Raw genomic sequence first — 26,027 nt, 5'->3', positions numbered from 1 at the left:
CGGTGACATCCGCTCGGATGTCTCGTTGCCCCTCGGAGGTGACCGATGGTGCGGGGGCGCTGGTGGAGCCGCTGTTGCCACCGGCCGTTTCCGAGGACGTAGGTAATTGGCAACTCCTGTTGAAGGTTCCTGCGTTGAGGGTCGGTGACGACATGCGAGAAGTTTGCGCTCTGCACAGGCACCGTCGGCGATGGCCAGCGTCGGGTCGCGTTTCTCAGCTGCGGTGGCCAGCGCGCCCCTGAAGGCGGGGGCTGCGACGGTGGCGGCGAAACCGCGCGAGGTGCGACCACCGAACTCTTGACAACCCAGAGCATCAGATATCTATAGTTGGAGTTGCAGGTTTCCTCGACCTGCAGGTCATGCAAACATCCTGGGCGCGCAGCCCGGGGATCTTCGGAGGTGAGGCACACGATGCTGCTGACGTCGATCGACCCGTTCGTGCAGGAGTTCGAGCGTCAGTTCGACCGGGCCGTCCGGCAGGCCGCCGGCCGCGGCGACGGCGCGACCATGGCCATGGACGGCGTCCGTCGCGCCGACGACGTCGTCCTGCGCTTCGATCTGCCCGGCATCGATCCCGGCTCCATCGAGGTCACCGTGGACCGCGGCGTCCTGACGGTCACCGCGCGTCGCGAGGAGGAGTTCGGCGAGAACGAGCGCGTGTTCGTCCGCGAACGCACGATGGGCGCCTTCACCCGGCGGGTCTACCTGTCGGAGCACCTGGACGGCGGCGCGATCGAGGCCGCCTACAACAACGGGGTCCTGGCCGTTCGCATCCCGGTCCTGGAGCAGGCCAAGCCCCGCAAGGTCGCCGTCCAGGTCGGCGACGACCAGAAGGCGATCCGGAACTGAACCCGCACCTGGTACGGCACCGGCGGCCCGGCGCCACGAACCCGCCGCCGGTGCCGTACCAGGGCAGTTGCGGCGGCGCGCCCGCGCCAGTGCGCGGAGCGGCACCGGGGCGGCGCGACCGCCCGCGGCGGCGGACTCACATGGGTTCGGTGCTGCGGATCTGCAGAAAGGATCACAGCCGGTGTCTCTTCCCATGGACGACGAGCACGCGGCCCTGTTCACGGTGGGGCAGGTCGCCGACATGCTGGAGGTGCAGCAGGCGTTCCTGCGCCGTATCGACACCCAGCAGGTGGTGTCCCCGCAGCGCTCGGCCGGAGGGCAACGCCGCTACAGCCGTTCGGAGATCGGCCGTATCCAGCAGGTCGTCACCATGATGGACCAGGGCATGACCCTGCCCGCCATCCGCCACATCATCGAGTTGCAGCACCAGCTCGCCGAGATCACCCGCGAACGCGACGAGCTCGCCGCCCGCCTGGCCGCCCACACGCGCGGTTCGGCATCGGACGAGCGGGCCGGCGAGGGCGGCGACGAGTCCTCACGATGACACCGACGAAACCGTCGGCGACCGCGCCGAGAGCGACACCACTCAGGGTTTGCGGGCGACGCCGCAGAACTCGTCGATCTCCTCGGGGGTGCCGATGTCGGTGGGCTCCGGATGCCACAGTGGGCAGGAGACGAGGCCGGGCGGCACCATCTCCATGCCCTCGAAGAAGCCCGCGAGCTGATCCGGCGTCCGCAGGATGTAGGGCGGCTCGGCCGAGCGGTTCCAGATCTGGATGGCTTCGGCGGTCGCCGGGTCCACGACGTTCGTGGCGTCGTACAGGGCGAGGTAGCTGCCGCTCGGCAACGCGTCCGTCAGCCGCCGGACGATCGACCGCCCCTCCTCGTAGTCGGTCATGTGCCCGAGGATGCCCATCAGCAGGAGTGCGACGGGCTCGTCGAAGTCCAGTGTCTCGGCCGCGCCGGCGATGATCTCCTCGGGCTCGCGCAGGTCGGCGTGCAGGTACGCGGTCGCCCCCTCCGGCGTGCCCGTCAGCAGGGCCCGCGCGTGCGCCAGGACCAGCGGATCGTTGTCGACGTACACCACCCGCGCGTCCGGAACGGCCCGCTGCGCGACCTGGTGCGTGTTGTCGGCCGTGGGAAGGCCCGTCCCGATGTCGAGGAACTGCCGGACGCCCAGATCGGCTGCCAGGTGATGGACGGCGCGCTGCAGGAACTGCCGCGTCGCGCGGGCCATCAACGCCATGTTCGGGATGACCTCGAGGATGTCCTCGCCGACCTGCCGGTCGACCTCGAAGTTGTCCTTGCCGCCCAGCCAGTAGTTCCAGATCGCGCGGTCTGCGGGACCTCGGAGTCGATCGCGGCTGCCTCGTCCGTCACGGTGGCGTCCTCACTCGCGGTGCTCGGATTGTCAGGCCCCATCCAACAACCAAGATCGTCTTCGTGGGGCGCTTTCGCCGCATCAGGCCATCCCCTCGAAGTGCCCGACGAGGTTCTCGACGGTCTCCTGGAGGTCCACCAGCGGACGGCGGACGAACCGTTCGGGCTCGGGCCGCCAGGTGAAATGGCGCTCCAGGACCCAGACGTTGAGCCCCGGAAGCTCGACTACGGAGATCCCGCCCGTGCCGCCGCTGCGCCGCCCGCCGAACCCGCGCCGGGCCATCGCGAGCAGGAGGCACTGGGCGGCCGTCCCCGGTGACACGGTGAGTCGGCACCCCGGCCAGTCGCCCGGCAGCGGCAGGGCGAACCAGACCGTCTTGCCGGGCACGGGACGTTCCGCCGTCCGCGACCGGGACGGGGCCGAGCCCCATCCGGCCGTGAACTCGGAGAGCAGGCCGAGTCCCTTCCCGTGATCGTCCAGCAGCCCGGCGCCGGACGCGCGGGGGCGGACGTCCCGCGCGTGGTCGAACACCGAGACGACGAGCTGCGGTGCGGGAAGCGTCCGAGCCCACACCCACAGCTCCGGCGGCGCGTGCGGACGGTCCGTGCACGGACGCGCGTGCCGCAGCGCGTTCGTCGCCGTCTCCGAGACGGCGAGCTCGCCGTCCTCGATAACGTCCCGTCCCAGCCCGAGGCGGGACATCGTCCGGTGCAGCAGCGTCCGGGCCGCCGCGGGCCCGGTCTCGTCGGCGGGGAGCCGCCACGCGCACACGCCGCCCGCGGCCAGGTCGGGAAGCCGGTCGGTCACCAAGGGGATGCACCTCCGTCAGCGAACAACGTCCTGCCGTGACCGCGACCGGATGGTCACTGTCCGTGCAGGCTTGCTGACATAGTGCGGCCATCGATGAGAAAGTGCAACTGTTTCAGTAATGATTCGATGATCGTTGGAGGTCGAGTTCGCGAAAGAGGTTGCATGACGACTACGCAGCGGACATGCTCGGCTACATGGCCCCGAGACCGCCCACCATCCGTGAGCGTCGGCTCGCCAGTGAGCTGCGACGCCTTCGTGAAACTTCGACGCCTATGACCTTGGAAGACGCTTCCGGGCGGCTCGGCTGGAACAAGGCCAAGATGTCGCGGATCGAGAACGGTCTCCGCCGCGTGTCCGCTGCCGAGGTCCAGCAGATTCTCGCGCTGTACGAGGTGGACGGCCCCCGCCTGGAGGCGCTCGTAAGTTTCGCCCGGACGGCACGGCAACGTGGATGGTGGGATGCTTATACCGGCACGCTGCCGACTGCATACGCCACCTACCTGGGCCTTGAAGCCGAAGCTGAATGGCTCAGTGGATACTCTATGGGGCTCGTCCACGGCCTGCTCCAGACCGAGGCGTATGCCCAGCAAGTGATCAAGTCGGTACTCATGCGCCTCTCACCGCAAACTGAGGTGGAGCGACGTGTGGCGGCACGTATGACGCGGCAGAAGGCCTGGCTGGAGCGCCAGGAGCCGCTCCGGCTCTGGTCGATCCTGGATGAGACCGCGCTCCGGCGTGCCATCGGTGGACCCGAGATCATGCGCGCTCAATACCGCCGCATCATCGAGATGGTTGAGTTGCCGAACGTGATGTTCCAAGTCCTGCCGCTTGATGCGGGCAGTCATCCAGGAGTCGTCACCAACTTCACCATCATGGGGTTCCCTGAGCGGTTCACTCCAGACGTCGTGTACCTCGAGAACATGACCAGCGCGCTGTACATTGAGGACGAAAGGGAAGTGCACACGTATTTCCTGGCGTTTGAGCAGCTGCGGGCGACCGCCATGAGCCCGGAGGACTCGCTACGGCTGCTTGAACGACTTGTCCGGCAGTAGCCAAAAGGAAGAGTGACGTGTTCGACATGGACCTCATGCAGGCCGGCTTCCGGAAGAGTAGCTACAGCGAAGGAGGCGGTTGCGTGGAGGCCGCCGCCGTGGAGACTGCGCGCCTGATCCGCGACTCCAAGAACCCTGACGGCGGATACCTCACCCTGGACGGTGGGATGTGGGGCGCGCTGCTGGCGGAGATCAAGCGGGGCGTGTACGACCTCTGAGCGGGTCAGCCGCCCTGGAAGAGGTCCGGCGTCGTCGGCGGCACGTCATCGAGGGGGCGGCGGAGCTGGATGGATGAGACAAGGCAGGACGCATGATCGATCTGGAACTCGCCCATGCGACGTGGCGTAAAAGCTCTCGAAGTGGCAGCACCGGCGGCGAGTGTGTCGAGGTGGCCAGCGTGGGCGCGATGAGCGCCGTCCGTGATTCGAAGAACCGAGCGGGTGACCTCTTGGTCGTGCCTCATGGCGCGTGGGGCGCGCTGCTGACGGAGATCAAGCGGGGCGCGTACGACCTCTGAGGTGGTCAGCCGCCCTGGAAGAGGTCCGGCGTCGTCGGCGGCACGTCGTCGAGGAACGCGCTCACCATCGGTGCCAGGGTCGCCGACTCGCCGGAGAGGCCGATGTGTGACATGCCGGGCAGAATCGCCAGGCGCGCGACCGGAGCCCGCCGCAGCTCTCCCGACGCGGCGGCCTCCTCATCGCCGCCACCGCGCAACTTGAACATCGCCAGCGCGTGCTCCGGCCGCACGGCGTCCGCGTCGCCGACGATGACCATCGTCTTCGCGGAGATCGAACGCATCTGCGCGTCGCTGATGTTCTGGTCGTTGCCGTTCAGGACCTTCATCTTTTCGAGGTAGATCTCGAACGCCCTGGCGTCCGGGGTGTGCTCCTTGAACGCCTTCTCGACGGGCGTACCGGCGAACGCCGCGGCGTCGAGATGCCGGACGCCCTCCAGCACCGCCGGGTACCAGCCGTCCCGGCGATAGGTGGCCGACAGCGAGACCAGCTTTCCGACGATCCCCGGATGACGGAGCGCGAGCTGCAGTGCGACCCCGCCACCCTGGGAGTACCCCATCACGTCCGCGCGCTCGACCTTCAACGCGCGCAGCAGTGCCGCGGCATCGTCGGCGAACTGCTCGAAGGAGATCTCGCGCGAGGTGTCGGGGGTTCGGCCGTGCCCCTGCTGATCGAAGACGATCACGGGGCGCTCGGCCGCGAAGGCCGACACCCACGACCCCATCGAGTCGGTGGCCATGAACCCGCCGGGGATGAGCAGCAACGGCGCGGTGCCCGGCTCGCCCAGCTCGCCGTACACCTCGTAGTACAGGCTCAGCCCGTTGATCGGCAGGTGGCCACCGGCCGAGGGCTTGAGCGCCGTCACTCCGGCCGCGCTTCGGTGTCCGGGCCGTAGAGCCGGGCGACGTCGGGGGAGTCGAGCCACTTCGAGTAGGTGGGCGACTTGGGCCAGCCGTCGGGCGAATCCTGCCATTCCTCCTGGCGGCCCCACGGCAGGATGTCGACCAGCGCGAAGGTGTAGCTGAGCTGTTCGGTGCCGCGGCCGTTGGTGTGCCAGGTGCGGTAGACCGTGTCCCCGTCGCGCAGGAACACGTTCACCGCGAAGCCCCCGCCGGGCGGCGCGCCGACGTCGGCGCCGAACGAACTCTCCGACGAGGAGTACCAGTCCATCTCGTTGCCGACCTTGGCCTTGTAGGCGAGCGCCTCGTCGATGGGGCCGTTGGTGACGATGACGAAGCGGGCGTCGTAGTTGTCGAGGAGGTCGAGCCGGACGTACTGCGACGTCAAGCCGGTGCAGCCGCCGCACTGCCACTCCGCGCCGTCGGACCACATGTGGTTGTAGACGATGAGCTGGGAGCGCCCGTCGAACACGTCGACCAGCCGGACCGGGCCGTCCGGGCCGATCAGCGTGTAGTCCGGGAGCTCGACCATCGGCAGCCTGCGGCGTTGCGCGGCGATGGCGTCGAGTTCGCGGGTGGCGGCCTTCTCCCGCACCCGCAGATCGTCGAGTGCGGCCTGCCAGGTCTGCCGGTCGACGACCGGGGGCAGGGCGGTGGCGGTCTGCTCGGTCATGGAATCCTCCTATGGTTCCGCTCTGATATGCCGACCAGGGGCGGCGGCGGAACTCATCGCACTCGAGCCCGATTGGACGAACTTTGGTGCGTGGACCGGAAGGCCGTGCGGATCCTCGGCGCGGACCGGGATCCCGCCGGGCGCGTCGCGTCGGGCCGACGTCCGTCAGGCCTTGACGGCGACGGCCTGCAGGTAGGTCGAGGGGACTTCGACCGTGCCGTCCGGGGCCTGATCGTGCTCGGTGACGTAGCGGACGAGGTCCGTGGTGAGGCCGTCGCCGGCGGACGGGGACAGGGCCTCGTAGGCGAGCGTCAGCGGGCCGAAGTACGCGCGGAAGTACGAGACGAACGCGTCCGGACCGGGAAAGCGGAAGAGCCAGCGGCGTTCCGTGCAGGTCAGCGCGGAGACGTGCGGCCCGAGCAGCTTCTCCAGATGGTCTTCGGTGCCCCACCCGGTGGGGGCGGCCGGGCCGGTGTGCCCGGACGTGTGCGCGCCGACGAGGCGGAGCAGTTCGCCGAGGAAACCGTCCGGGGACCAGCTCGCCAGCGCGATCCGCCCGCCCGGACGGACGACGCGCAGCAGTTCGGCGGCCGCGCGGTCCTGGTCCGGGACGTACTGGACGCCGAACGTCGAGACGGCGACGTCGAACGAGGCGTCGGCGAACCGCATGCGTTCGGCGTCCCCGGTCTCGAAGGAGACGGGCAGTCCCTCGGCGGCGGCGCGCGCGGTGGCGTGCTCGAGGAGTTCCGGCACGTAGTCGACGCCGGTCACCGTCGCGAAGCGGCGGGCGGCGGCGAGGGCGGTGTTGCCGGTGCCGGTCGCCACGTCCAGGACGCGTTCGCCGGGGCGGATCGCGGCGGCCTCGCACAGCAGTTCGCCGATCAGCGGCCACAGGTTGCCGACGCGCCCGTAGTCGCCGCTCGCCCAGGTCGCGCCGTCACCGGTGTCGACGCCCGTCCCGTCCATGCACCCGCCTTCCGTTCGGTCTCCGGCCTTGATCATCGGGGACGGGCGCACGGCCGGGCAACGCGGCGGCCACAACGGGCCACCCGCCGCCGCGAGCACCGTCAGTCCGCGAGGAGGGCGGGGAGGTCGCGGAGGTCGGTGATCGTGTGGTCGGGGGGCTCGAACATCGAGGGGTAGGGGAGTGCGTTGCGGTTGAGCCAGGCGGCGTGCAGGCCCGCGCGGCGGGCGCCGTCGACGTCCCACGGGTGGACGGCGACGAGGAGCGTGCGGTCCGGGGCGACGTCCAGGTGGCCGGTGGCGTACCGGTACGCGGCGGCGGCGGGCTTCCACGCGCGCGGGGCGGAGACGTCGAGGAGGGCCTCGAAGAGATCACCGATGTCGGCCTCCCGCAGGAGGCGCTCGGTGATCGCGACAGACCCGTTGGTGAGGGTCGCGAGCCGCAGGCCGGACGCGTGCAGGGCGCGGACGGCGTCCGGGACGTCGGGGTGCACGTCGAGGTCGGTGAAGCCGCTCGCGACGTGCGCGGCCGCGCGGCGCGCGTCGCCGGCCCAGCCGTCCAGGCCGGTCAGCAGGCCGCGGAGGCCGCACTCGGCGACCTCCGCGAAGTCGGCGTAGGCGCCGGCCGCGGTGAGCCCCATCCCGTCCCGGAGGGTTCCGGCGAACCAGGTGGGCAGCAGGTGCCCCGGGGCGCCGACGTCCTCGAGGCGCCCGCGCAGGGAGGACAGGTCGCCCAGCGTCTCGTTGACGTCGAACAGCACCACCTGGATCATCGGTCGCCGCCTCCTCTGTGGCCCTCGAAGGGCCACGTACCCACGAGACGCCTGTTTCGTGCACGTTCGCCGCTCCCGTCCCCGGTCAGCCCTTCGTGGCGCCGGCCGTCAGACCGCCGATGAGCTGGCGCTCGGCGACGGCGTAGAAGGCGAGCGCGGGGATCATCGCGAGGACGATGTAGGCGAACACGAGCGCGTAGTTCGTCGAGTACTGGCCCTGGAACTGCTGGATGCCGACCGGGATCGTGTGCCATCTGGGGTTCGTGAAGACCAGGAGCGGCAGGAAGAAGTTGTTCCAGCTCGTGACGATCGCGAGGACCGAGACGGTGCCGATGGCGGGGCGGGCCATCGGCAGGAGGACGCGCCAGAAGAACGCGAACCGGGAGCAGCCGTCGATGGTGGCGGCCTCCTCCAGGTCGCCGGGGATCGTCCGGAAGAACGCCCGCAGGATGATGATCGTCATCGGCAGCGCGAACGCCGCCTGCGGGAGGATGACGCCGAGCGGGTTGTCCAGCAGGCCGAAGGTGCGCAGCAGGACGAACAGCGGCAGCACCGCGACGGCGGGCGGGAACATCAGGCCGACCGCGAAGAGGGTGAAGAACGCCTCGCGGCCGCGGAACGCGTAGCGGGCGAACGCGAAGGCGGCGAGCGCCGAGACGGCGACGGTGAGCAGCGCGGTGGCGGTCGCGATCATGACGCTGTTGCCGACCTGCCGCCAGAAGTCGCCGGAGCCGAGGATGCCGGTGTAGTTCGACACCTGCCACGGGGAGGGGAGACCGAACGGGCTGCCGGTCAGGTCGCCGGTCGTCTTAAAGCCCGACAGCACCGCGTAGAGCAGGGGGACGACGATGAACGAACCCAGGATCCAGACGAGCGCGTGCCGCGACAGGCCCCGGAGCCTCCTGCCGGACGCGATCATCGCCCGCCCCCCGGGGTCATGGCGCCCTGAAGGTCGCGGCGGAGCGCGAAACGCTGGTAGAGCAGGGAGAACACGAGACTGATGGCGAACATGACGACGCTGATCGCGCTCGCGTAGCCCATCTGGTACCGCTGGAATCCGAACTGGAACATGGAGACGGCCATCGTTTCGGTGGAGTGCGTCGGCCCGCCGCCGGTCGTGACCCACACGAGGTCGAACAGCTGGATCGCGCCGATGACGGACAGGAACACGCTGATCCGGATGGTGGGGGCGAGGAGGGGCAGGGTGACGCGCCGGAAGCGCTCCCACGGCCCCGCGCCGTCGATCGCGGCGGCCTCGAGGATCTCCTTCGGGATGCTCTGCAGCCCGGCGAGGTAGATCATCATGTGGAAGCCGAAGTACTTCCACGTCATGACGGCGAACAGCGTCGGCAGCGCGGTGTCGGGGTCGGAGAACCAGGTGCCGGCGAGGCCGCCCACGAGCGGGACGTCCTCGATCAGGGCGTCGGCGAGGCCCGAGCCCGGCAGGAAGATCATCCCGAACAGGACCCCGGCGATGACCTCGGACAGGATGTAGGGCGCGAAGAAGATCGCCCGGTAGACCGCGCGGCCGCGCATCCGCTGGTTGAGCAGGACGGCCGTGCCGAGCGCGAACGGCAGCTGCACCGCGACCGACAGGACGACCAGGACGAGCCCGCGCCACAGGTCGCCGCGGAACACCGGGTCGTCGAACAGGGTCCGGAAGTTCTCGAGCCCGGCGAAGTCCTCGGGCCACCCGAACCCGCCCACCGGAAGAAGCTCGTGTAGAGGGCGATCACGATCGGGATCAGCACGAAAAGGACGAAGACCAGCAGGGCGGGGACGAGGAACCAGGTGGTGGCGAACCAGCCGCGCAGCCGCCGCCCGCGCGACGCCGGGCGCCGGTGCGGCGGCGGGCCGCCCCGGGCGGGTGCGGCCGGTTTCGCCACCGGCGAGGTGGACGACAGCGTCATGCGCCCTTGGCCGCCTCGGTGATCGACTGCGTGACCTGCTGCGGGCTCGTCTGGCCGCCCATGAGGCCCGCGACGCTGTCGTTGACCTCCTGGCCGACGGCGGGCGGGAAGGCCTGGTCGAGGTAGAGCTGGAACCCGGTCGCGCCGTTGAGCATCTGCGCGACCTGCTTGCGGTTGGCGTCCTCGATCGCGCCCTCGGCTCCCTTGACCACGGCATGAACGCGCCGGACGACACCATCCGGGCCTCGTTCTGCTCGTTCATAGAGGAACTTGAGGAAGTCGAGCGCCTCCGGTGGGGCGTCCTTGCTCAGCGCGTGCCCGTTGCCGCCGCCGAAGACGTCGGTGACCCGGCCCGCCCGCCCTCGACGGCGGGGAAGGGGAAGAAGCCGAGGGCGTCGCCGAGGTCCTCGCCGGAGGCGTCCTTCTGCACGACGGGCGCCCACTGCCCCATCAGCTCCATGCCGGCCTTGCCCGCGCCCATGGTGGCGGCCTGCCCGCCGGGCGCGTCGTACGCGGCGCCCTGGAAGCCCTGCTGGAACGGGTCGAGGTCGACGAGTTCCTTGAGCCGCTGACCGGCCTGGACGAACGGGGGCGTGCCGAAGTCGGCGGCCTCGGCGGCCCCCGTGACGCCGTCCGGCCCGGCGAGGCGCAGCGCGAGGTAGGCCCAGTAGTAGTGGCCGGGCCACTTGTCCTTGCCCGCGAGGGCGATGGGAGTGATCCCCGCGGTCTTCAGCTTGCGGACGGCGTCGAGGAACTCCGTCCAGGTCGCGGGGGGCTCGGCGATGCCGGCCTCCTTGAAGTGGTCCTTGTTGTACCAGAAGCCGACCATGCCCATGTCGTACGGAACGGCGTAGGTCTTCCCGTCGAACTGGTACGGCTCCAGGGCGACCGGCATGAAGCCGTCCACGAAGCCGGAGTCCTCGACCGGCTTGACCAGCCCGGCGTCGATGCGCTGCTTGAGGACGCCCCCGCCCCAGGTCACGAAGATGTCGGGCAGGTCCCGGACGCGGTCACGGCCGTCATCTTGGCCTTGAACGCGTCGTTCTCCATGTTCGTGAGCTTGATGTCGACGTTCGGGTGCGCCGCCTCGTAGGCCTTGACGATCTCCGGGTAGATGGTCTTGGACGGCTCGGTCGTGCGATGTCGAGCCATTCGACGGTGACCTTGCCGGAGCCGGATCCGTCGCCGCAGGCGGTGAGCAGGGGCGCGGCGACGGCGATGGCGCGCCCGCGGAGATCGCGGTCAGCAGGGATCGGCGTGAACGCTGCGAGGTGCCCATGGTGGCCTCCTGGATGGGGGTGGCGATGGGAAGGGCCGGGCCGAGAGGGGGGATCTCGAAATATTTCGAAATGCTTCGGTAGGCTGTGCGAGAAACTCTAAGAACGGCACCCCCTACGGTCAAGGCTTCGGAGTGGATTCGTGTGGACGGATCACGCGTCCCGGGGGCGCTCGAGGTGATCCGGACGTAATCGAGGGCTAGGAGCGAGCGAAATATTGCGATACCGTTCGCAATCGTTTCCTCGGGGAGGAGAGAGCAGCGTGACCGTTTCGCACCACCGAAGACCCGCCGGACCCGCCGGGCCCGCGGGACGCGCCGTCCCGGCCGACCCTCGCGCTGATCGCGGCGGAGGCCGGGGTCTCGCAGGCGACCGTCTCCAAGGTCCTCAACGGCCGGACGGACGTGGCCGCCGCCACCCGCGAGCGCGTCGAGGCCCTGCTGCGCGACCACAACTACCGGGGCCGGGCGGGTCCCGCCGCGCCCGCCGGTCGGGACTGATCGACCTCGTCCTGGCCGGGCTCGACAGCCCGTGGGCGGTGGAGATCCTGCGCGGCGTGGAGGCCGAGTGCGCCGAGCAGGGCACCGGCGTCGTCGTGTCGCTGGTGCGCGAGGACGACGCGCGCCCGCCCAGCTGGCAGAACCTGCCCGCCCTGCACCACAGCGACGGCGTGATCCTGGTGACGTCCCGGATGGCCGACCGGCAGCGCGAGCAGCTCGAACGCGCGGGTGTCGCGCTCGTCCTGGTCGACCCGGTGAACCTGCCGTCCACCGACATCGCCAGTGTCGGCGCCACCAACTGGGCGGGCGGCCTCGCCGCGACCGAGCACCTCATCGGGCTGGGCCACCGCCGCGTCGGGATGATCGGCGGCCCCGCCGACATGCTGTGCACGCAGGCCCGCGTGGACGGCTACCGGACGGCCCTGGAGCGCGCCGGGATCGAGGTCGACCGCGACCTCGTCCGGTACGGCGACTTCCACCACGAGGGCGGCTTCGCCCGCACCCGCGAGCTGCTCGAGCTGCCGGACCGGCCGACCGCGATCTTCGCCGGCAGCGACCAGCAGGCCATGGGCGCCTACCAGGCCGCCCGCCTCGCCGGCCTGCGCGTCCCCGAGGACCTGAGCGTCGTCGGGTTCGACGACCTGCCGACCTGCGAGTGGCTGTCGCCGCCGCTGACGACCGTCCGGCAGCCGCTGGAGGAGATGGGGCGGGTCGCCGCCCGCACCCTGCTCCAGCTGCTGGACGGGCGGCCGCCGCTGACCCCCCGCGTGGAACTGGCCACCGAGCTGCGCGTCCGCGCCTCCACCGCCCCGCCCGCCACCGCCCCGCCCGCCCCCTCGGAGCAGTGATGACCGAAGCTCTCACCCCCGCCACGGCCGCCGCGCAGCGGTGGCGCGACCCCGCGCTGCCGGTCGCCGACCGGGTCGCCGACCTGCTGTCCCGCATGACCCCGGAGGAGAAGGCGGGGCAGCTCGCCGGCTTCTGGGCGATGCCCGCCGAACCGGGCGAACCGGTCGCCCCGATGGAGGACGACTCCCACGAGTCGGCGCCCGCGCTCGACGACCTCCTCCCGCACGGCCTCGGCCAGCTCACCCGCGTGTTCGGCACCGCGCCCGTCACCGCCGCCGAGGGCGCCGCCCGGCTGCGCGACCTGCAGCGCCGCGTCGCCGCCGCGAACCGGTTCGGCATCCCCGCGATCGCGCACGAGGAATGCCTCAACGGCTTCATGACCTGGGGCGCGACCGTCTTCCCGAGCCCGCCCGCCTGGGGCGCGACCTTCGACCCCGAGCTGGTGGGGGAGATGGCCGCCGCGATCGGGGCGAGCATGCGCGCGGCGGGCGTCCACCAGGGGCTCGCGCCCGTCCTGGACGTCGTCCGCGACGCCCGCTGGGGGCGCACCGAGGAGTGCATCGGCGAGGACCCGCAGCTCGTCGCCGTCCTCGGCACGGCCTACGTGCGGGGGCTGGAGCGGTCCGGGATCGCCGCGACGCCCAAGCACTTCGCCGGGTACTCCGCATCCCGCGCCGGGCGCAACATGGCGCCGACCCCCGTCGGTCCCCGCGAGTTCGCCGACGTCATCGTCGAACCGTTCGTCATGGCGCTGCGCGAGGGCGGGGCCCGCTCGGTCATGCACTCCTACACCGACGTGGACGGCGTTCCCGCCGCCGCCGACGGGCGGCTCCTCACCGACCTCCTGCGCGGCGAGCTGGGCTTCACCGGCGCCGTCGTCTCCGACTATTTCGGGATCTCCTTCCTGGAGAGCCGGCACCGCGTCGCCGGTTCGCGCGGCGAGGCCGGGGAACTCGCCCTGCGCGCGGGCATCGACATCGAGCTGCCGACCGTCCGCTGCTACGGCGAAGCCCTGCTCGAGCGGGTGCGCCGCGGCGACGTCCCCGGCGAGCTCCTCGACCGCGCCGCCGCCCGCGTCCTCACCCTCAAGGCCGGGCTCGGGCTCCTGGACGAACCGTCCGGGGAAGGCGCGACCCCGGACGGGCCCCGGCCGGACGGCGACGGCCCGGCCCCCGCCCCGCTCGACCTCGACCCGCCCGCGCATCGCGACCTGGCGCGCCGCGTGGCCGAGGAGTCGGTCGTGCTGCTCGCCAACGACGGGACGCTCCCGCTCGCGGGCGGCCGGGACGTCGTCCTGACCGGCCCCCTCGCCGACGACCCGGCCGCGATGCTCGGCTGCTACACCTTCCCCGCGCACGTCGGCCGGCACCGGCCCGAGCTGCCGCTCGGCGTGGAGATCCCGACCCTCGTCGGCGCGCTGCGCGCCGAGCTGCCGGACCTGACCGTCGTCCCGTCCGGGGACGTCCTGGCCGCGTCGGACGCCGACATCGCGGCGGCCGCCGCGGCGGCCCGCGACGCCGGCGCGGCGGTCGTGGCGCTCGGCGACCGCGCGGGCCTGTTCGGGCGCGGCACGTCGGGGGAGGGGTGCGACGCCGAGACCCTCGCGCTCCCGGGCCGGCAGCGCGACCTCGCGGACGCCGTCCTGGCGACCGGCACCCCCACGGTGCTCGTCCTGATGTCGGGCCGCCCGTACGCGATCGAGGACCTCGCCGAGCGGGCCGCCGCCGTCGTGCAGGCGTTCTTCCCGGGCGAGGAGGGCGCGGGAGCCGTCGCCGGGGTGCTGTCCGGACGCGTCGAGCCGTCCGGGCGGATGCCGATCAGCGTCCCGCGCCGCGCGTCCGGCCCGCCCGTCACCTACCTGCGCTCGAAGATGGACGGCCCGCACGACTGGAGCGCCGTCAGCCCGGCGCCGCTGTTCCCCTTCGGCCACGGCCTCACCTGGACCCGCTTCGAGTACTCGGACCTGCGCGTGGACGAGCGCGCCCGGACCGACGGATCGGTGACCGTCCGGGCGGTCGTCCGCAACACCGGGGACCGCCCGGGGACCGAGGTCGTCCAGCTCTACCTCGCCGACCCCGTCGCCTCGGTCGTCCGCCCCGCCCGCTCGCTGGCCGGGTGGGCGCGCATCCGCCTCGAACCGGGCGGCGCCGCCCGCGTCGCGTTCACCGTGCACGCCGACCGCACCGCGTTCACCGGCGCCGACCTGCGCCGGATCGTCGAACCGGGCGCGATCGAGGTCATGGTCGGCGGGTCCAGCGAGGACCTCCCGCTGCGCGGCGCGTTCACGCTGGACGGCCCGGTGCGCGCCCTCGGCGCCGACCGGGTGCTCACCGTCCCCGCCGAGGTGGTGCCGGCGTGACCCGGTTCCGCAACCCGATCCTGCCGGGCTGCCACCCCGATCCGTCGATCTGCCGGGTGGGCGACGACTTCTACCTGGTGACGTCCACCTTCGAATGGTTTCCGGGCCTGCCGGTGTTCCACAGCCGCGACCTGGTCCACTGGCGGCGGGTCGGGCACGCCTTCGACCGTCCGGACCAGCTTCCGCTGGACGGCGTCCCCGCGTCCGGCGGCCTGTACGCGCCGACCCTGCGGCATCACGACGGCCGGTTCCACCTGATCTGCACGCTCGTGGACGGCGCCGAGTGGTCGGGCCACTTCGTGCTGACCGCCGACGACCCGGCCGGTCCCTGGTCGGACGCGCACCGGCTGGACGGCGCGGGCATCGACCCGTCGCTGTTCTTCGACGACGACGGCCGGGCCTGGTGCACCGGCACCCGGCTGACCGGCCGGTACGAGGGCCACACCGAGATCTGGCTGCGCGAGTACGACCCGTCCGGCCCGGCCCTGGTCGGCGAGGAGCACGTGATCTGGGACGGCGCGGTCAAGGGTGCGATCTGGGCCGAGGGCTCCCACCTGTACAAGATCGGCGGGAAGTACCACCTGGTGACGGCCGAGGGCGGCACCGCGCTCGAGCACGCGGTGATGACGGCCCGCGCCGACGCCGTCACGGGCCCCTACGAGGGCAACCCGCGCAACCCGGTGCTGACCAACCGCCACCTCGGACTCGGGCACCCCATCGTGGGAACCGGGCACGGCGACCTGGTGGAGACCCCCGACGGCGAGTGGTGGATGGTGCTGCTGGCGATGCGGCCGCACCACGGCGACCGCTGCGTCCTCGGGCGGGAGACGTTCCTGACCGCCGTGCGCTGGATGGACGGCTGGCCGGTCGCCGACCCGGTCGAGCCGGTCCGGGCGGCGCCGTCGCTCCCGCCGGCGCCCTGGCCCGCCGAGCCCGCGTGCGACCACTTCGACGGGCCGGACCTCGCGCCCGGATGGAACACGCTCCGCCCGCCCCGGGAGCGATGGTGGAGCCTCACCGAGCGCCCCGGCCGCCTGCGGCTGCGGCTCCGGCCGGAGACCCTCGCCGCCGGGGCGAACCCGTCGTTCGTCGGACGCAGGCAGGAGCACCCCGACTTCGCCGCGTTCACGGCCCTGGAGTTCGCCCCGCGCGACGACGAGCAGGCGGGCATCGCTCTCGTGCAGAACGGCGACTTCCATGTCCTGCTGGTCTCGACCGAGCGCGGGCTGCGCCTCCTCAAGCGTGAGCAGGGCGTCGAGACGGTCCTCGCCGAGGCTCCCGCGACGGGCCGGGCCCGGCTCGGCTTCGAGGGGCACGGCCGCTGGTACCGGGCGCTGTACGCCACGGAGCCGGGGCCGCTCGTCCCGCTCGGCCCGCCGGTGGACGGCGACATGCTGAGCAGCCAGGTGGCGGGCGGCTTCACCGGCGTGTACGTCGGCCTCTACGCGACCGCGGACGGCCGGGTGGGCGGCGGGCACGCCGACTTCGACTGGTTCGAGTACCGGCCCCTCCCCGGGCCGGTGTGACGCGGGCCGCGCCGCCGACCTCGTCCGCGACGCGCACGGCGAGTCCGCCGGCCAGGTGCGGGTGACATCGAGTCCCGATGCCCGCGAGGCGATCGGCGCGTTCCCTCCCCACCGCCCCTGACCGGCGGACCGGCGCCGGTGGGACGGCGGGTACCCGCCGATCCGCCGGCCGCCCGCCGTAGCCGGAGTCCGTGCACCGTGCCGGACTTCGTAGGATCCGTGCCGTGCCTTCACCTCTGCGAACAGGCCCGGACCGCTGCCCGGGCGCCCTCCGCGTCCACGCGGCGGCCGACGGGGGACTCGCGCGGGTCCGGCTCCCCGGCGGGATCCTGACGCGCGCCCGGACGGCCGCGCTGGCCGCCGCCGCCACCGACCTCGGCGACGGCTTCCTGGAGCTGACGTCCCGGGCGAACGTCCAGCTCAGAGGGCTCCCCGAGGGCGTTGAGACCGAATTGGGGGAGCGGCTGCGCGGCGCGGGCCTGCTGCCCTCGATGACGCACGAGCGCGTGCGGAACATCGCCGCGAGCGTCCTGTCCGGACGGGACGGGGCCGGGCACGCCGACGTCCGTCCGCTCGTGGGCGCCCTCGACGCCGCACTCTGCGCGGACCCCGCGCTCGCCGCGCTCTCCGGCCGGTTCCTGTTCGCCCTCGACGACGGCCGCGGCGACGTCATCGCGATGCGGCCCGACATCGGCCTCTACGCGCTCGCGCCGGACGAATTCGCGCTCGTCCTGGCCGGAACCGACACCGGTGTGCGCGCGCGCCCGGACGACGCCGTCGCCATCGCCCTCGACGCCGCCCGCGCCTTCCTCGACGTCCGGACGAGCGAATGGCGCGTATCCGAACTGCCCGATCAGGCGCCGCTGATCGGGGCCGTCTCGGCCGGCCGCCGGCGCGCCGAACCGGTCGCCGTCCCGGCCGTCCCGTACCGGACGCCGCCGGGCGCGATCGCCCAGCGGGACGGGCGCCGCGCGCTCTCCGCGCTCGTCCCGCTCGGACGGCTCGACCCGGCCCCGCTGCGGGACGTCGAGGAGATCATCGTCACGCCCTGGCGGGGGGTCGTGATCCCCGACCTCACGGACATGCCACACTTTCCTGGCCTGGTCGCGGCGCCGGACTGGGCGGGGGTGACCGCGTGCGCGGGCCGTCCCGGCTGCGCGAAGTCGCTGACCGACGTCCGCGCGGACGCCGCCGCGGCGGTGCGGGCGGCGCGCCCGCGCGGGGGAGCGGACGGCCTGCCGGTGCACTGGTCGGGCTGCGAGCGGCGGTGCGGGCACCCGCCCGACCGGCACGTCGCGGTCGTGGCCACCCCGAGGGCTACGAGGTGCGGCTCGGCGGCGAGGTCCGGGCCCGGCCGGGCGGCGCGGCGGCGACGGCGGCGGCCGTCGCCGGGACACGGAGGAGCGAGTGATCGAGTACGTCCGCGACGGCGCGGAGATCTACCGGCGGTCGTTCGCGACCATCAGGGCGGAGGCGGACCTGGCGGGCCTGCCCGCGGACGTCGCCCGCGTCGCGGTCCGCATGATCCACGCGTGCGGGATGACGGACCTGGTCCGCGACCTGGCCTGGTCGCCGGGCGTGGTCGCGGCCGCGCGCACCGCGCTGCTGGCCGGACGGCCGATCCTGTGCGACGCGCAGATGGTCGCCTCCGGCGTCACCCGCAGGCGGCTGCCCGCGGACAACGAGGTCGTCTGCACGCTCGGCGACCCGGGCGTCCCCGCGCTGGCCGCCGAGCTCGGCACCACCCGCAGCGCCGCCGCGCTGGAGCTGTGGCGCGACCGCCTCGACGGCTCCGTCGTCGCGATCGGCAACGCCCCCACGGCGCTGTTCCGGCTGCTGGAGATGATCGGCGCGGGCGCGGGGCGTCCCGCCGCGATCCTGGGCGTCCCGGTCGGGTTCATCGGGGCGGCCGAGTCGAAGGAGGCGCTCGCGGCGTCCGGCCTGCCCCACCTGGTCGTGCACGGGCGGCGCGGCGGCAGCGCCATGACCGCCGCCGCGATCAACGCCATCGCCAGCGAGGAAGAGTGATGACCGGACACCTGTACGGGGTCGGGCTGGGGCCCGGCGACCCGGAGCTGATCACCGTGAAGGCCGTCCGGCTCATCGAGGCCGCCGACGTGGTCGTCCACCACGCGGCCCGGCACGGCCGCAGCGTCGCCCGCCGGATCGCCGAACCGTACCTGCGGGACGGGCAGATCGAGGAGGCGCTCGTCTACCCGGTCACCACCGAGGACACCGACGACTACCAGCGCGTCCTCGACGAGTTCTACGAGCGGTGCGCCGCCCGCCTCGCCGGGCACCTGGACGCCGGACGCGACGTCGTCGTGCTCTGCGCGGGCGACCCGTTCTTCTACGGCTCGTACATGCACCTGCACAAGCGGCTGTCCGGCCGCTACCCGGCGACCGCGGTGCCGGGCGTGACGTCGGTGAGCGCGGCCTCGGCCGAGCTCGGCCGCCCGCTGGTGGAGCGCGACGAGGTGCTGACCGTGCTGCCGGGGACGCTCCCGCCGGACGATCTGGCGCGGCGGCTCGCGGCCACCGACTCCGCGGCCGTCCTCAAGCTCGGCCGCACCTTCGGCAACGTCCGCGGCGCGGTGGAGGAGGCCGGGCGCCTGGACGACGCCTGGTACGTCGAGCGCGCCACGACCGGCGGGCAGCGGATGCAGCCGCTCGCCGACGTCGACGCGGAGACCGTCCCGTACTTCTCGCTCGCGCTCCTGCCGTCGCGGGTGCACGAGCGGACCCGCCGCGAGCTGCCCCCGCCCCGGCGGGCCGGGGACGGCCCCGGCGAGGTCACGGTCGTCGGGCTCGGCCCGGCGGGACGCGACTGGCTCACCCCCGAGGCGCAGGCCGCGCTCGCCGCCGCCGACGACCTCGTCGGCTACGCCCCCTACCTGGCGCGCGTGCCCGCCAACCCCAGGCAGGAGCGGCACCCGTCCGACAACCGGGTGGAGTCCGAGCGGGCCGAGTTCGCGCTGGCGCTGGCCGAACGGGGCCGGCGCGTCGCGGTCGTGTCGTCCGGCGACCCGGGCGTGTTCGCGATGGCCGCCGCCGTCCTGGAGGTGGCCGCCGAGGAGCGCTGGAAGGACGTCCCGGTGCGGGTGCTGCCGGGCCTGACCGCGGCGAACGCCGTCGCGTCCCGGGTCGGCGCGCCGCTCGGCCACGACTACTGCGTGCTCTCCCTGTCGGACCGGCTCAAGCCGTGGGACGTCATCGAGCGGCGGCTCGCGGCCGTCGCCGCCGCCGACCTCGCGCTCGCGATCTACAACCCGGCGTCGAAGACCCGTACCGGGCAGGTCGCCCGCGCCCGGGACGTCCTGCTGGCGCACCGCGACCCCGCCACCCCGGTCGTCATCGGCCGCGACGTGGGCGGGCCGGAGGAGAGCGTCCGGGTGATCCGGCTCGCCGAGCTCGACGGGACCGGCGTCGACATGCGCTGCCTGCTGCTGGTCGGCTCGTCGCAGACCCGCGCCGCCGCGCGCGGCGACGGCGCCGCGGTGTTCACGCCCCGCCGCTACCCGGCCTGAACCGGCCCGCCCGGGCGAGCCACGCCGCGGCGTCCTCGACCGTCGCCGTGACGGGGACGCCGTCCGGGACGGGCTCCCGGTCGACCAGCACGACCGGGAGCCCGAGGTCGCGGGCGGCCGTCAGCTTGGCGGCGGTCATCGCGCCGCCGCTGTCCTTGGTGACGAGCACGTCGATGCGGTGCTCGCGCATCAGCGCCGTCTCTCCCTCGACGGTGAAGGGGCCGCGCGCCAGGACGACCGTGGTGCGGGGCGGCAGCGGCGGTTCGGGCGGGTCCACGGAACGCACGAGGAACCGGCGGCGGTCGTCCCCCGCGAACGCCGCGAGGCCGGTGCGTCCCGTGGTCAGGAACACCCGCTCGCCGGGCAGGCTCGCGGCGGCGGCCGCCAGGGACGGGACGCGCCGCCAGTCGTCGCCCGGCCCCCGCGACCAGCCGGGACGGCGCAGTACCAGCAGCGGCACCCCGGTGTCCGCGCAGGCCCGGACGGCGTTCGCGGTCATCCGCGCGGCGAACGGGTGCGTGGCGTCCACCACCGCGCCGATCCGCTCGTCCCGCAGCCACGCCGCGAGCCCCTCCGCGCCCCCGAACCCGCCCACGCGGACGCGTCCGGGCAGGGCGCGCGGGGCGGCGGTCCGGCCCGCGAGGGAGCTGATCACTTCGACCGCCGGGTCCCCGTCGAGCAGCGCGGCCAGCCGCCGTGCCTCCCCGGTGCCCCCCAGCAGCAGCACGCGCCCGGTCGCGGGAGAGAACGTCACGGGGGAATGCTACGAGTGATTCCCGATGGTCGTGCGCCGGCGAGAGGCCGGTGGGCCGGTGCGGTGGTGATGCGGGGATCACCGGGGCCATGCGCCGGAAACACCCCGTTCGCCGATCCGTCGCCGCCCGCTCGCAAACTGTGCATCACCGCAGAGACGGACGCTCCCATTTCGGCAGGCATCGCCAATGATCTTGGAGCGTTCCAGCTGGAGACTTGGCACCACGAACCGATCGTCGGCTCCGGCCTCCCGGGCGACGCGCTCCCACCCTCGCGCCCCCGGCCGACCACACCTCGCAGGCCCCAGGCCCGCGGCGCCCCGGCGGCGTCTCGCGGGCCGCGACCTCACCGCAACCCCCGCCACTCCCCTTGGCCGTCACCTGGACGGCGCGCCTCCCACCGGCACGCCCTCAGGGGCCGCCCGAGTCCCCGCGGGCCTTCAGCCCCTCGTAAGGAGAGTCCCCCCGTGTGTGAAACCGACCATCTCGACTCGTCCGGCATGAGCCGGCGGGACATGCTCGGCCTGCTCGGCGCCGCGGGAACCGCCGCGGCGGTCACCCCGATCCTCACCGCGGACCCGGCCATGGCCGCCGCGTCCGACCTCGCGCTCGATCCCCGGACGCAGCCCGCCGACCCCGTCAACTACGCGCCGCCGTCCGACCTGGCCGTCGACTCCCAGGCCAAGGACGCGGCCCTCGCCTGGATCGACCGCCGGGCGGACGCCGTCATCGGGCTGAACGACCGGATCTGGGAGTTCGCGGAGCCCTCGCTCGCCGAATGGAACTCCTCGTGGGCGCAGGCGCAGTTCCTCGCGGCGAACGGCTTCACGATCGAGTGGGGCTCGGGCGGTATGCCGACCGCGTTCGTCGCCACGTTCAGCCACGGCACCGGCAAGCCGGTGGTCGGCTTCAGCGGCGAGTACGACGCCCTCCCGGGACTGTCCCAGGAGAAGGGCAACCCCAAGCACTCGCCCCTCGTCTACAACCACGACCCGTACGCCCCGACCTACGGGTACGGGCACGGCTGCGGGCACAACGCCCTCGGCGCCGCCGCGGCCGGTGCGGCGGCGGCCACCGCCGCCGCGATGAAGGCCCGCGGCCTCGACGGGACGCTCAAGTTCTTCGGGTCCACCGCGGAGGAGCAGCTCGTCGGCAAGTCGGTGGCGGTGAAGGCGGGCGTCTACAAGGGACTGGACGCCTTCGTCGACTGGCACCCGAGCACCAGAAACGGGACCGGCTGGGGCTCCGGCAACGCCATGTACAGCGTCGCGTTCCATTTCCTCGGCACCGACGGCCATGGCGGCTCACCCCTGGCGACCCGCTCCACCCAGGACGCCGTGACGGCGATGTCGACACTGACCGAGTACCTGCGGGAGAGCTACCAGGCGCCCACGTCCCGGATGCACTACGCGATCCGGCAGACCGGCCAGGCGCCGAACGTGTTCCCCACCCTGTCCAGCATCTGGTACTACGCCCGCGAGGGCAGCCCGGCGCGCGCCCGGATCCTGATGGACCGGATCATCCAGTGCGCGGAGGCCGCGGCGATGGCCACCGGGACGCGGATGGAGCACCGCATCGTGGGCGCCGTGTGGAACAAGCTCGGCAACAAGCGCGGCGCCGAGCTCATGCACGCCAATATGTCCCAGATCGGCGCGCCGAAGTTCTCCGCCGCCGACCAGAAGTTCGGCAAGGCGCTGCAGCGCTCCAACGGCGCGGAGGAGACCGGCTTCGCCGACGAGATCAGCCCGCTGACCCCGCCGGCCCCGGTGTTCACCGGCGGGGGCTCCACCGACGTCGCCGACATCAGCTGGCAGGTCCCCACCATCCAGATGGGCGCCGCGCACCAGCCCGGCGGCACCAAGAACCACTCCTGGCACCACACGGCGACCGGCGCCGCGCACCCCGGCCACGTCGCGATGCTGATGGCCGCCAAATACCTCGCCGGGACCACCGTCGACCTGCTCACCCAGCCGAAGGTGGTCGGCGAGATGAAGGACGAGTTCGAACGCCGCACCGCGAAGATCAAGTGGAAGAGCATGCTGCCCGGCGACTACGAGCTCCCCCTCTACGAGCCGCCGCGGTGGTTCCTCGAGCGGACGGGCCAGAAATGGCCCCCGAAGGGCGTGCAGTGGCCCCCGCGCCGGGTCGTCTCCACCGAGACCGCCCCCGACCTGGGGCCCGACCTTCCCCCGTCCAACCTGCCGCCACTGGAGTAGTGCCGGCGAACCCGGTGGGGCCCGCGCCGCCGGCGCGGGCCCCACCGTCCGGGGCTCAGGAATCGCCCGTCCGGCTGCGGGCGGCCGAGTACAGGTGGCTGTCGGGGAAGTTCTCCGCGCCCAGCACCGCCCCCACGATGATCACCGCGGTCCGCCGCACTCCCGCCGCCCGGACCTTCTCCGCGATGTCGGCGAGCGTGCCCCGCAGGACCAGCTCGTCCTCCCGCGACGCCCGTGCCACCACCGCGACCGGGCAGTCGCCCCCGTAGTTCGGGACCAGTTCCGCCACCACAGCGTCGATCCGCTGCACCGCGAGATGCAGCACCATCGTCGCGCGGCTCCGGCCGAGCGCCGCCAGGTCCTCGCCCGGCGGCATCGGCGTCGCCCGCGCCGACGTGCGCGTCAGCACGACCGTCTGCGCGACCTCCGGCACCGTCAGCTCCCGGCCCAGCGCCGCGGCCGCCGCCGCGAACGCCGGCACCCCGGGCGTCACGTCGTACGGGACGCCCGCCGCGTCGAGCCGCCGCATCTGCTCGGCCATCGCGCTGAACACCGACGGATCGCCCGAATGCAGCCGCGCCACGTCGTCGCCCCGGCCGTGCGCGGCCACGAGCTCGGCGACGATGTCGTCCAGCACCATGTTCGCCGTGTCGACGAGCCGCGCGCCCGGCGGGCACCACTCCAGCACCTCGACCGGGACGAGGCTGCCCGCGTAGAGGCAGACGGGCGACGCGGCGACCAGGTCGCGGCCCCGCACCGTCATGAGGTCGGCGGCACCGGGACCGGCGCCGATGAAGTGCACCGTCACCGCGTCACCGCCCCTTCACCGCGCACCACTGCGTCACCGGCATCTTCGCCCGCCATCCCGTGAACCCGCCGACCGGCCCGGCCCGGCTCACCTCGATCCTGGTCAGGTCGCCGCCGAGCCGCCCGCGCGCCTCCAGCAGGGCGCTCTCCGACTCCAGCGTGACCGCGTTCGCGACGAGCCGCCCGCCCGGCCGCAGCGCCGCCCAGCACGCGTCGATCAGCCCCGCGACCGTGGCGCCGCCGCCGACGAACACCGCGTCCGGCTCGTCCAGCCCCTCGAGGGCCTCCGGCGCCTCGCCGACGACCACCCGCAGGCCCGGCACGCCGAGCCGCTCCGCGTTCGTCCGGATCCCGTCGGCGCGCGACACCAAAGCCTCGACCGCCACCGCCCGGCAGGCGCGGTGGGCCCGCATCCATTCGACGGCGATGCTCCCGGCGCCCGCGCCGACGTCCCACAGCAGCTCCCCGGGAACGGGAGCGAGCCGCGCCAGCGTGATCGCCCGCACCTCCCGCTTCGTGAGCTGCCCGTCATGGTCGTAGGCGTCGTCGGGCAGGCCCGGTACGACCTGGACGCCCGCGCCCCGGCAGTGCACGGCCACGATGTTCAGGGCGGCCACGTCGGCCCGCGGGGGCCCCACCCGCTCGTCCGGCCCGCCGAGCCGCTCCAGCACGGTGACCTCGCTGGCGCCGAAGCCCCGCTCGGCCAGCAGGTCGGCGACCTCGCCGGGCGTCCCGGCGTCCGCGCTCAGCACCAGCACGCGCCGTCCCGGCGCCAGCAGCCGGCTCAGCGCGGACAGCGGGCGGCCCACGGCGGTGACGACGTCGGTGTCCTCCAGGGACCAGCCGAGCCGCGCGCACGCCAGCGACACCGACGACACGTGCGGCAGGACCCGGACGTTCGCCGCGCCGAGCAGCCGCACCAGCGTCGTCCCCACCCCGAAGAACATCGGGTCGCCGCTCGCGACGACCACCACCCGCCGTCCCCGGTGCTCCTCGAACAGCGCGGGCAGCGCGGGCAGCATCGGCGACGGCCACGCCACCGCCACGCACTCGGCGGCGACGTCGGGCAGCATCCCGAGCTGCCGCGCGCCCCCGACCAGGACCTCGGCCGCCCGGACGGCCTCCCGGGCCGGACCGCCCAGCCCGTCCCACCCGTCCGCCCCGATCCCGACGACCGTGACCCGGTGACCGGCCGTCACGTCCTCGGCCGTCACCGGCGCCTCGCCGACGGCCGCCCCGACGGCCGTTCGTGCGGCGGCGCGTTCGGAGGCCTCGCGGGCGCCGGACCCCTCGTCCCGGCCGTCCGGGGGGCCGAGCGGCCCGCCCGCGTTCACGGCGTCCTCAGACATTGCCGAGCACCCCCGTCACCGCGATCTCGATGACGACCCGCTCCGGGTTGACCCTCGGCGGCTTGTACCGGGCGGCGTACCTGCGCTCCGCGTCGGCGACCGACGCCTCGTCCGTCCGCAGCACCGCCCGCCCCTCCACGGTCGACCAGTGGCGCCCTTCGACCTGACTGACCGCGACCGGCAGCCCCGCCGGGCCCGCCGCCCGCACGTTCCGGGCCTTCGCCGATCCGCCCGAGGTGATCACGCGGACGATCCCCGCGTCGGCGTCCAGCGTCGCGCCGACCGGCACCGCGTGCGGCGTCCCGTCGGGGCGCAGCGTGACCAGCGTGCACACGCGCCGCTCCCGCCAGAACTCCCGCACCCGTTCGTCGTCCAGCCCCAGCCGGTGCCGTTTCCCCTGCATCTCGTCCTCTCCGTCGACGCGGACAAGCCAGGATCCCAGAAACGGACCCGCGACTGCTCTCGCCCCCACCTCAGAGATGACACAAATTTGTGTCATCTCTGTCATCATTGCTATCGTCGGTGCCGTGCGTGACGAACAGCTGATCTTCGCCGATCACGTCGGGCGCTTCTACGCGCGCCGGTACGGCTTCCCGCCGATGGCCGGGCGCTTGCTCGGCTACCTGTTCGTCTGCGACCCTCCGCAGCAGACGATCGACGAGCTGGGCGAAGCCCTCCTCGCCAGCCGGAGCGCGGTCACGGGCGCCGTCAAACTGCTGGAGGGCTACCGGATGGCGCGCCGGACGCGCGGCGCGGGCGAGCGCGTCGACCGCGTGTCGCTCGAACCCGTCGCGGGCCAGCCGCAGAACTTCGACTCCGCCCTCCACGAAGAGCACGCGGCGCTGTTCCGGGAGGGCCTCGCCCTGCTGGCCGGGGCCCCGCCGGAGCGCCGCGCCCCGCTCGCGGAGATGGTCGCGCTGGCCGAGTTCCTGAGCGAGCGGCTGCCCGCCCTGCGGGCCGAATGGCACGCGCGCCGCGACGAGCTGCGAGCGTCCGGGAACCTGCCCGGCGGTGACGGGGGAGCGGAATGACAGGACGGA

The 26,027-nt window shown here is 73.2% G+C and carries 26 protein-coding genes and 2 pseudogenes; 13 read left to right on the top strand and 15 right to left on the bottom strand.

Annotated features, from left to right (window positions below; genetic code table 11):
• Window positions 1-399: 399 nt before the first annotated feature.
• Window positions 400-849 (top strand): Hsp20/alpha crystallin family protein, encoded by a 450-nt coding sequence (locus F7P10_RS03440; RefSeq protein ID WP_254716373.1) that lies wholly within the window; start codon window positions 400-402, stop codon window positions 847-849.
• A 181-nt stretch (window positions 850-1,030) separates the two neighbouring features.
• Window positions 1,031-1,393: a MerR family transcriptional regulator gene (locus tag F7P10_RS03435; protein ID WP_151008038.1), complete on the top strand. Its 363-nt coding sequence runs from the start codon at window positions 1,031-1,033 to the stop codon at window positions 1,391-1,393.
• 42 nt (window positions 1,394-1,435) lie between these two features.
• On the opposite strand, the gene F7P10_RS03430 is transcribed toward F7P10_RS03435, so the two are convergent.
• A complete protein-coding gene (locus tag F7P10_RS03430; protein ID WP_254716721.1) occupies window positions 1,436-2,164 on the bottom strand; it encodes an SAM-dependent methyltransferase in 729 nt (242 codons plus the stop codon).
• 147 nt (window positions 2,165-2,311) lie between these two features.
• Window positions 2,312-3,037 (bottom strand): ATP-binding protein, encoded by a 726-nt coding sequence (locus F7P10_RS03425; RefSeq protein WP_151008036.1) that lies wholly within the window; start codon window positions 3,035-3,037, stop codon window positions 2,312-2,314.
• A 275-nt stretch (window positions 3,038-3,312) separates the two neighbouring features.
• Between F7P10_RS03425 and F7P10_RS03420 the strand changes: the two genes are divergently transcribed.
• The 3 genes from F7P10_RS03420 to F7P10_RS03410 all read left to right on the top strand — a co-directional run bounded on the left by F7P10_RS03420 (window position 3,313) and on the right by F7P10_RS03410 (window position 4,609).
• Complete coding sequence (locus tag F7P10_RS03420) at window positions 3,313-4,092, top strand: helix-turn-helix transcriptional regulator (RefSeq protein WP_254716372.1); 780 nt, start codon at window positions 3,313-3,315, stop codon at window positions 4,090-4,092.
• A gap of 26 nt (window positions 4,093-4,118) precedes the next feature.
• Window positions 4,119-4,310 (top strand): DUF397 domain-containing protein, encoded by a 192-nt coding sequence (locus F7P10_RS03415; RefSeq protein WP_151017794.1) that lies wholly within the window; start codon window positions 4,119-4,121, stop codon window positions 4,308-4,310.
• A gap of 92 nt (window positions 4,311-4,402) precedes the next feature.
• Window positions 4,403-4,609 (top strand): DUF397 domain-containing protein, encoded by a 207-nt coding sequence (locus tag F7P10_RS03410; RefSeq protein WP_151008035.1) that lies wholly within the window; start codon window positions 4,403-4,405, stop codon window positions 4,607-4,609.
• A gap of 5 nt (window positions 4,610-4,614) precedes the next feature.
• On the opposite strand, the gene F7P10_RS03405 is transcribed toward F7P10_RS03410, so the two are convergent.
• The 9 genes from F7P10_RS03405 to F7P10_RS43840 all read right to left on the bottom strand — a co-directional run bounded on the left by F7P10_RS03405 (window position 4,615) and on the right by F7P10_RS43840 (window position 10,977).
• The gene (locus tag F7P10_RS03405) at window positions 4,615-5,472 is read right to left on the bottom strand and encodes an alpha/beta fold hydrolase (protein WP_218040361.1); all 858 of its coding nucleotides are present in this window, start codon (window positions 5,470-5,472) and stop codon (window positions 4,615-4,617) included.
• Window positions 5,469-6,179 (bottom strand): DUF899 family protein, encoded by a 711-nt coding sequence (locus F7P10_RS03400; protein WP_151008033.1) that lies wholly within the window; start codon window positions 6,177-6,179, stop codon window positions 5,469-5,471. Before F7P10_RS03400 ends, F7P10_RS03405 begins: the two co-directional genes overlap by 4 nt.
• A 165-nt stretch (window positions 6,180-6,344) precedes the next feature.
• Window positions 6,345-7,145: a class I SAM-dependent methyltransferase gene (locus tag F7P10_RS03395; RefSeq protein WP_176611283.1), complete on the bottom strand. Its 801-nt coding sequence runs from the start codon at window positions 7,143-7,145 to the stop codon at window positions 6,345-6,347.
• Window positions 7,146-7,246: 101 nt separating this feature from the next.
• Window positions 7,247-7,915 (bottom strand): haloacid dehalogenase type II, encoded by a 669-nt coding sequence (locus F7P10_RS03390; protein WP_151008031.1) that lies wholly within the window; start codon window positions 7,913-7,915, stop codon window positions 7,247-7,249.
• An 85-nt stretch (window positions 7,916-8,000) separates the two neighbouring features.
• Complete coding sequence (locus tag F7P10_RS03385; RefSeq protein ID WP_151008030.1) at window positions 8,001-8,834, bottom strand: carbohydrate ABC transporter permease; 834 nt, start codon at window positions 8,832-8,834, stop codon at window positions 8,001-8,003.
• On the bottom strand, window positions 8,831-9,622 hold the full coding sequence (locus F7P10_RS03380; protein WP_254716371.1) for a carbohydrate ABC transporter permease: 792 nt from the start codon (window positions 9,620-9,622) through the stop codon (window positions 8,831-8,833). Before F7P10_RS03380 ends, F7P10_RS03385 begins: the two co-directional genes overlap by 4 nt.
• Window positions 9,623-9,821: 199 nt before the next feature.
• Window positions 9,822-10,037 carry a hypothetical protein gene (locus F7P10_RS43850; protein ID WP_254716370.1) on the bottom strand — a complete coding sequence of 72 codons (216 nt, stop codon included), beginning with the start codon at window positions 10,035-10,037 and terminating at the stop codon, window positions 9,822-9,824.
• 95 nt (window positions 10,038-10,132) lie between these two features.
• The gene (locus F7P10_RS43845; RefSeq protein ID WP_254716369.1) at window positions 10,133-10,807 is read right to left on the bottom strand and encodes an extracellular solute-binding protein; all 675 of its coding nucleotides are present in this window, start codon (window positions 10,805-10,807) and stop codon (window positions 10,133-10,135) included.
• Window positions 10,804-10,977, bottom strand: coding sequence for an extracellular solute-binding protein (locus F7P10_RS43840; RefSeq protein ID WP_254716368.1), 174 nt, complete (start codon window positions 10,975-10,977; stop codon window positions 10,804-10,806). Before F7P10_RS43840 ends, F7P10_RS43845 begins: the two co-directional genes overlap by 4 nt.
• A gap of 463 nt (window positions 10,978-11,440) precedes the next feature.
• Between F7P10_RS43840 and F7P10_RS03370 the strand changes: the two are divergent.
• The 6 genes and pseudogenes from F7P10_RS03370 (at window position 11,441) to F7P10_RS03345 (ending at window position 19,863) form a co-directional block, all read left to right on the top strand.
• Window positions 11,441-12,450: pseudogene (locus F7P10_RS03370) on the top strand (LacI family DNA-binding transcriptional regulator).
• Complete coding sequence (locus F7P10_RS03365; protein WP_151008029.1) at window positions 12,450-14,810, top strand: glycoside hydrolase family 3 N-terminal domain-containing protein; 2,361 nt, start codon at window positions 12,450-12,452, stop codon at window positions 14,808-14,810. Before F7P10_RS03370 ends, F7P10_RS03365 begins: the two are co-directional and overlap by 1 nt.
• Window positions 14,807-16,336: a glycoside hydrolase family 43 protein gene (locus F7P10_RS03360; RefSeq protein WP_151008028.1), complete on the top strand. Its 1,530-nt coding sequence runs from the start codon at window positions 14,807-14,809 to the stop codon at window positions 16,334-16,336. Before F7P10_RS03365 ends, F7P10_RS03360 begins: the two co-directional genes overlap by 4 nt.
• Before the next feature lie 191 nt (window positions 16,337-16,527).
• Window positions 16,528-16,743, top strand: a pseudogene (locus F7P10_RS43835) (hypothetical protein); the annotation flags it as partial.
• A gap of 1,000 nt (window positions 16,744-17,743) precedes the next feature.
• Complete coding sequence (locus tag F7P10_RS03350) at window positions 17,744-18,364, top strand: precorrin-8X methylmutase (RefSeq protein ID WP_151017793.1); 621 nt, start codon at window positions 17,744-17,746, stop codon at window positions 18,362-18,364.
• Window positions 18,364-19,863, top strand: a complete 1,500-nt coding sequence (locus tag F7P10_RS03345; protein WP_151017792.1) for a precorrin-2 C(20)-methyltransferase — start codon at window positions 18,364-18,366, stop codon at window positions 19,861-19,863. The genes F7P10_RS03350 and F7P10_RS03345 overlap by 1 nt, the downstream gene beginning before the upstream one ends.
• Here F7P10_RS03345 and F7P10_RS03340 read toward each other — a convergent pair.
• A complete protein-coding gene (locus tag F7P10_RS03340) occupies window positions 19,838-20,617 on the bottom strand; it encodes a cobalt-precorrin-6A reductase (RefSeq protein WP_176611282.1) in 780 nt (259 codons plus the stop codon). The two genes, F7P10_RS03345 and F7P10_RS03340, sit on opposite strands and share 26 nt — an antisense overlap.
• A gap of 465 nt (window positions 20,618-21,082) precedes the next feature.
• Here F7P10_RS03340 and F7P10_RS03335 point away from each other — a divergent pair, with 465 nt between their 5' ends.
• Window positions 21,083-22,831: an amidohydrolase gene (locus F7P10_RS03335; RefSeq protein ID WP_218040360.1), complete on the top strand. Its 1,749-nt coding sequence runs from the start codon at window positions 21,083-21,085 to the stop codon at window positions 22,829-22,831.
• Between the two features lie 55 nt (window positions 22,832-22,886).
• Here the strand turns inward: F7P10_RS03335 and cobM are convergent, their stop codons facing one another.
• Genes cobM through F7P10_RS03320 form a run of 3 tightly spaced genes read right to left on the bottom strand, consistent with a single transcriptional unit; the run spans window position 22,887 to window position 25,390 of the window.
• Window positions 22,887-23,639, bottom strand: coding sequence for a precorrin-4 C(11)-methyltransferase (gene cobM / locus F7P10_RS03330; RefSeq protein ID WP_151008027.1), 753 nt, complete (start codon window positions 23,637-23,639; stop codon window positions 22,887-22,889).
• A 4-nt stretch (window positions 23,640-23,643) separates the two neighbouring features.
• The gene (gene cbiE, locus F7P10_RS03325) at window positions 23,644-24,987 is read right to left on the bottom strand and encodes a precorrin-6y C5,15-methyltransferase (decarboxylating) subunit CbiE (RefSeq protein WP_151008026.1); all 1,344 of its coding nucleotides are present in this window, start codon (window positions 24,985-24,987) and stop codon (window positions 23,644-23,646) included.
• Window positions 24,980-25,390, bottom strand: a complete 411-nt coding sequence (locus tag F7P10_RS03320) for a pyridoxamine 5'-phosphate oxidase family protein (protein WP_151008025.1) — start codon at window positions 25,388-25,390, stop codon at window positions 24,980-24,982. Before F7P10_RS03320 ends, cbiE begins: the two co-directional genes overlap by 8 nt.
• A gap of 124 nt (window positions 25,391-25,514) precedes the next feature.
• Between F7P10_RS03320 and F7P10_RS03315 the strand changes: the two genes are divergently transcribed.
• A complete protein-coding gene (locus F7P10_RS03315) occupies window positions 25,515-26,018 on the top strand; it encodes a GbsR/MarR family transcriptional regulator (RefSeq protein ID WP_218040359.1) in 504 nt (167 codons plus the stop codon).
• The last annotated feature ends 9 nt before the right edge of the window (window positions 26,019-26,027 follow it).

It is taken from the genome of Actinomadura sp. WMMB 499 (assembly GCF_008824145.1).
GTDB lineage: Bacteria > Actinomycetota > Actinomycetes > Streptosporangiales > Streptosporangiaceae > Spirillospora.
Note: the sequence above shows the minus strand (reverse complement) of the source record. Positions and strands in the feature narration are given on the sequence as shown.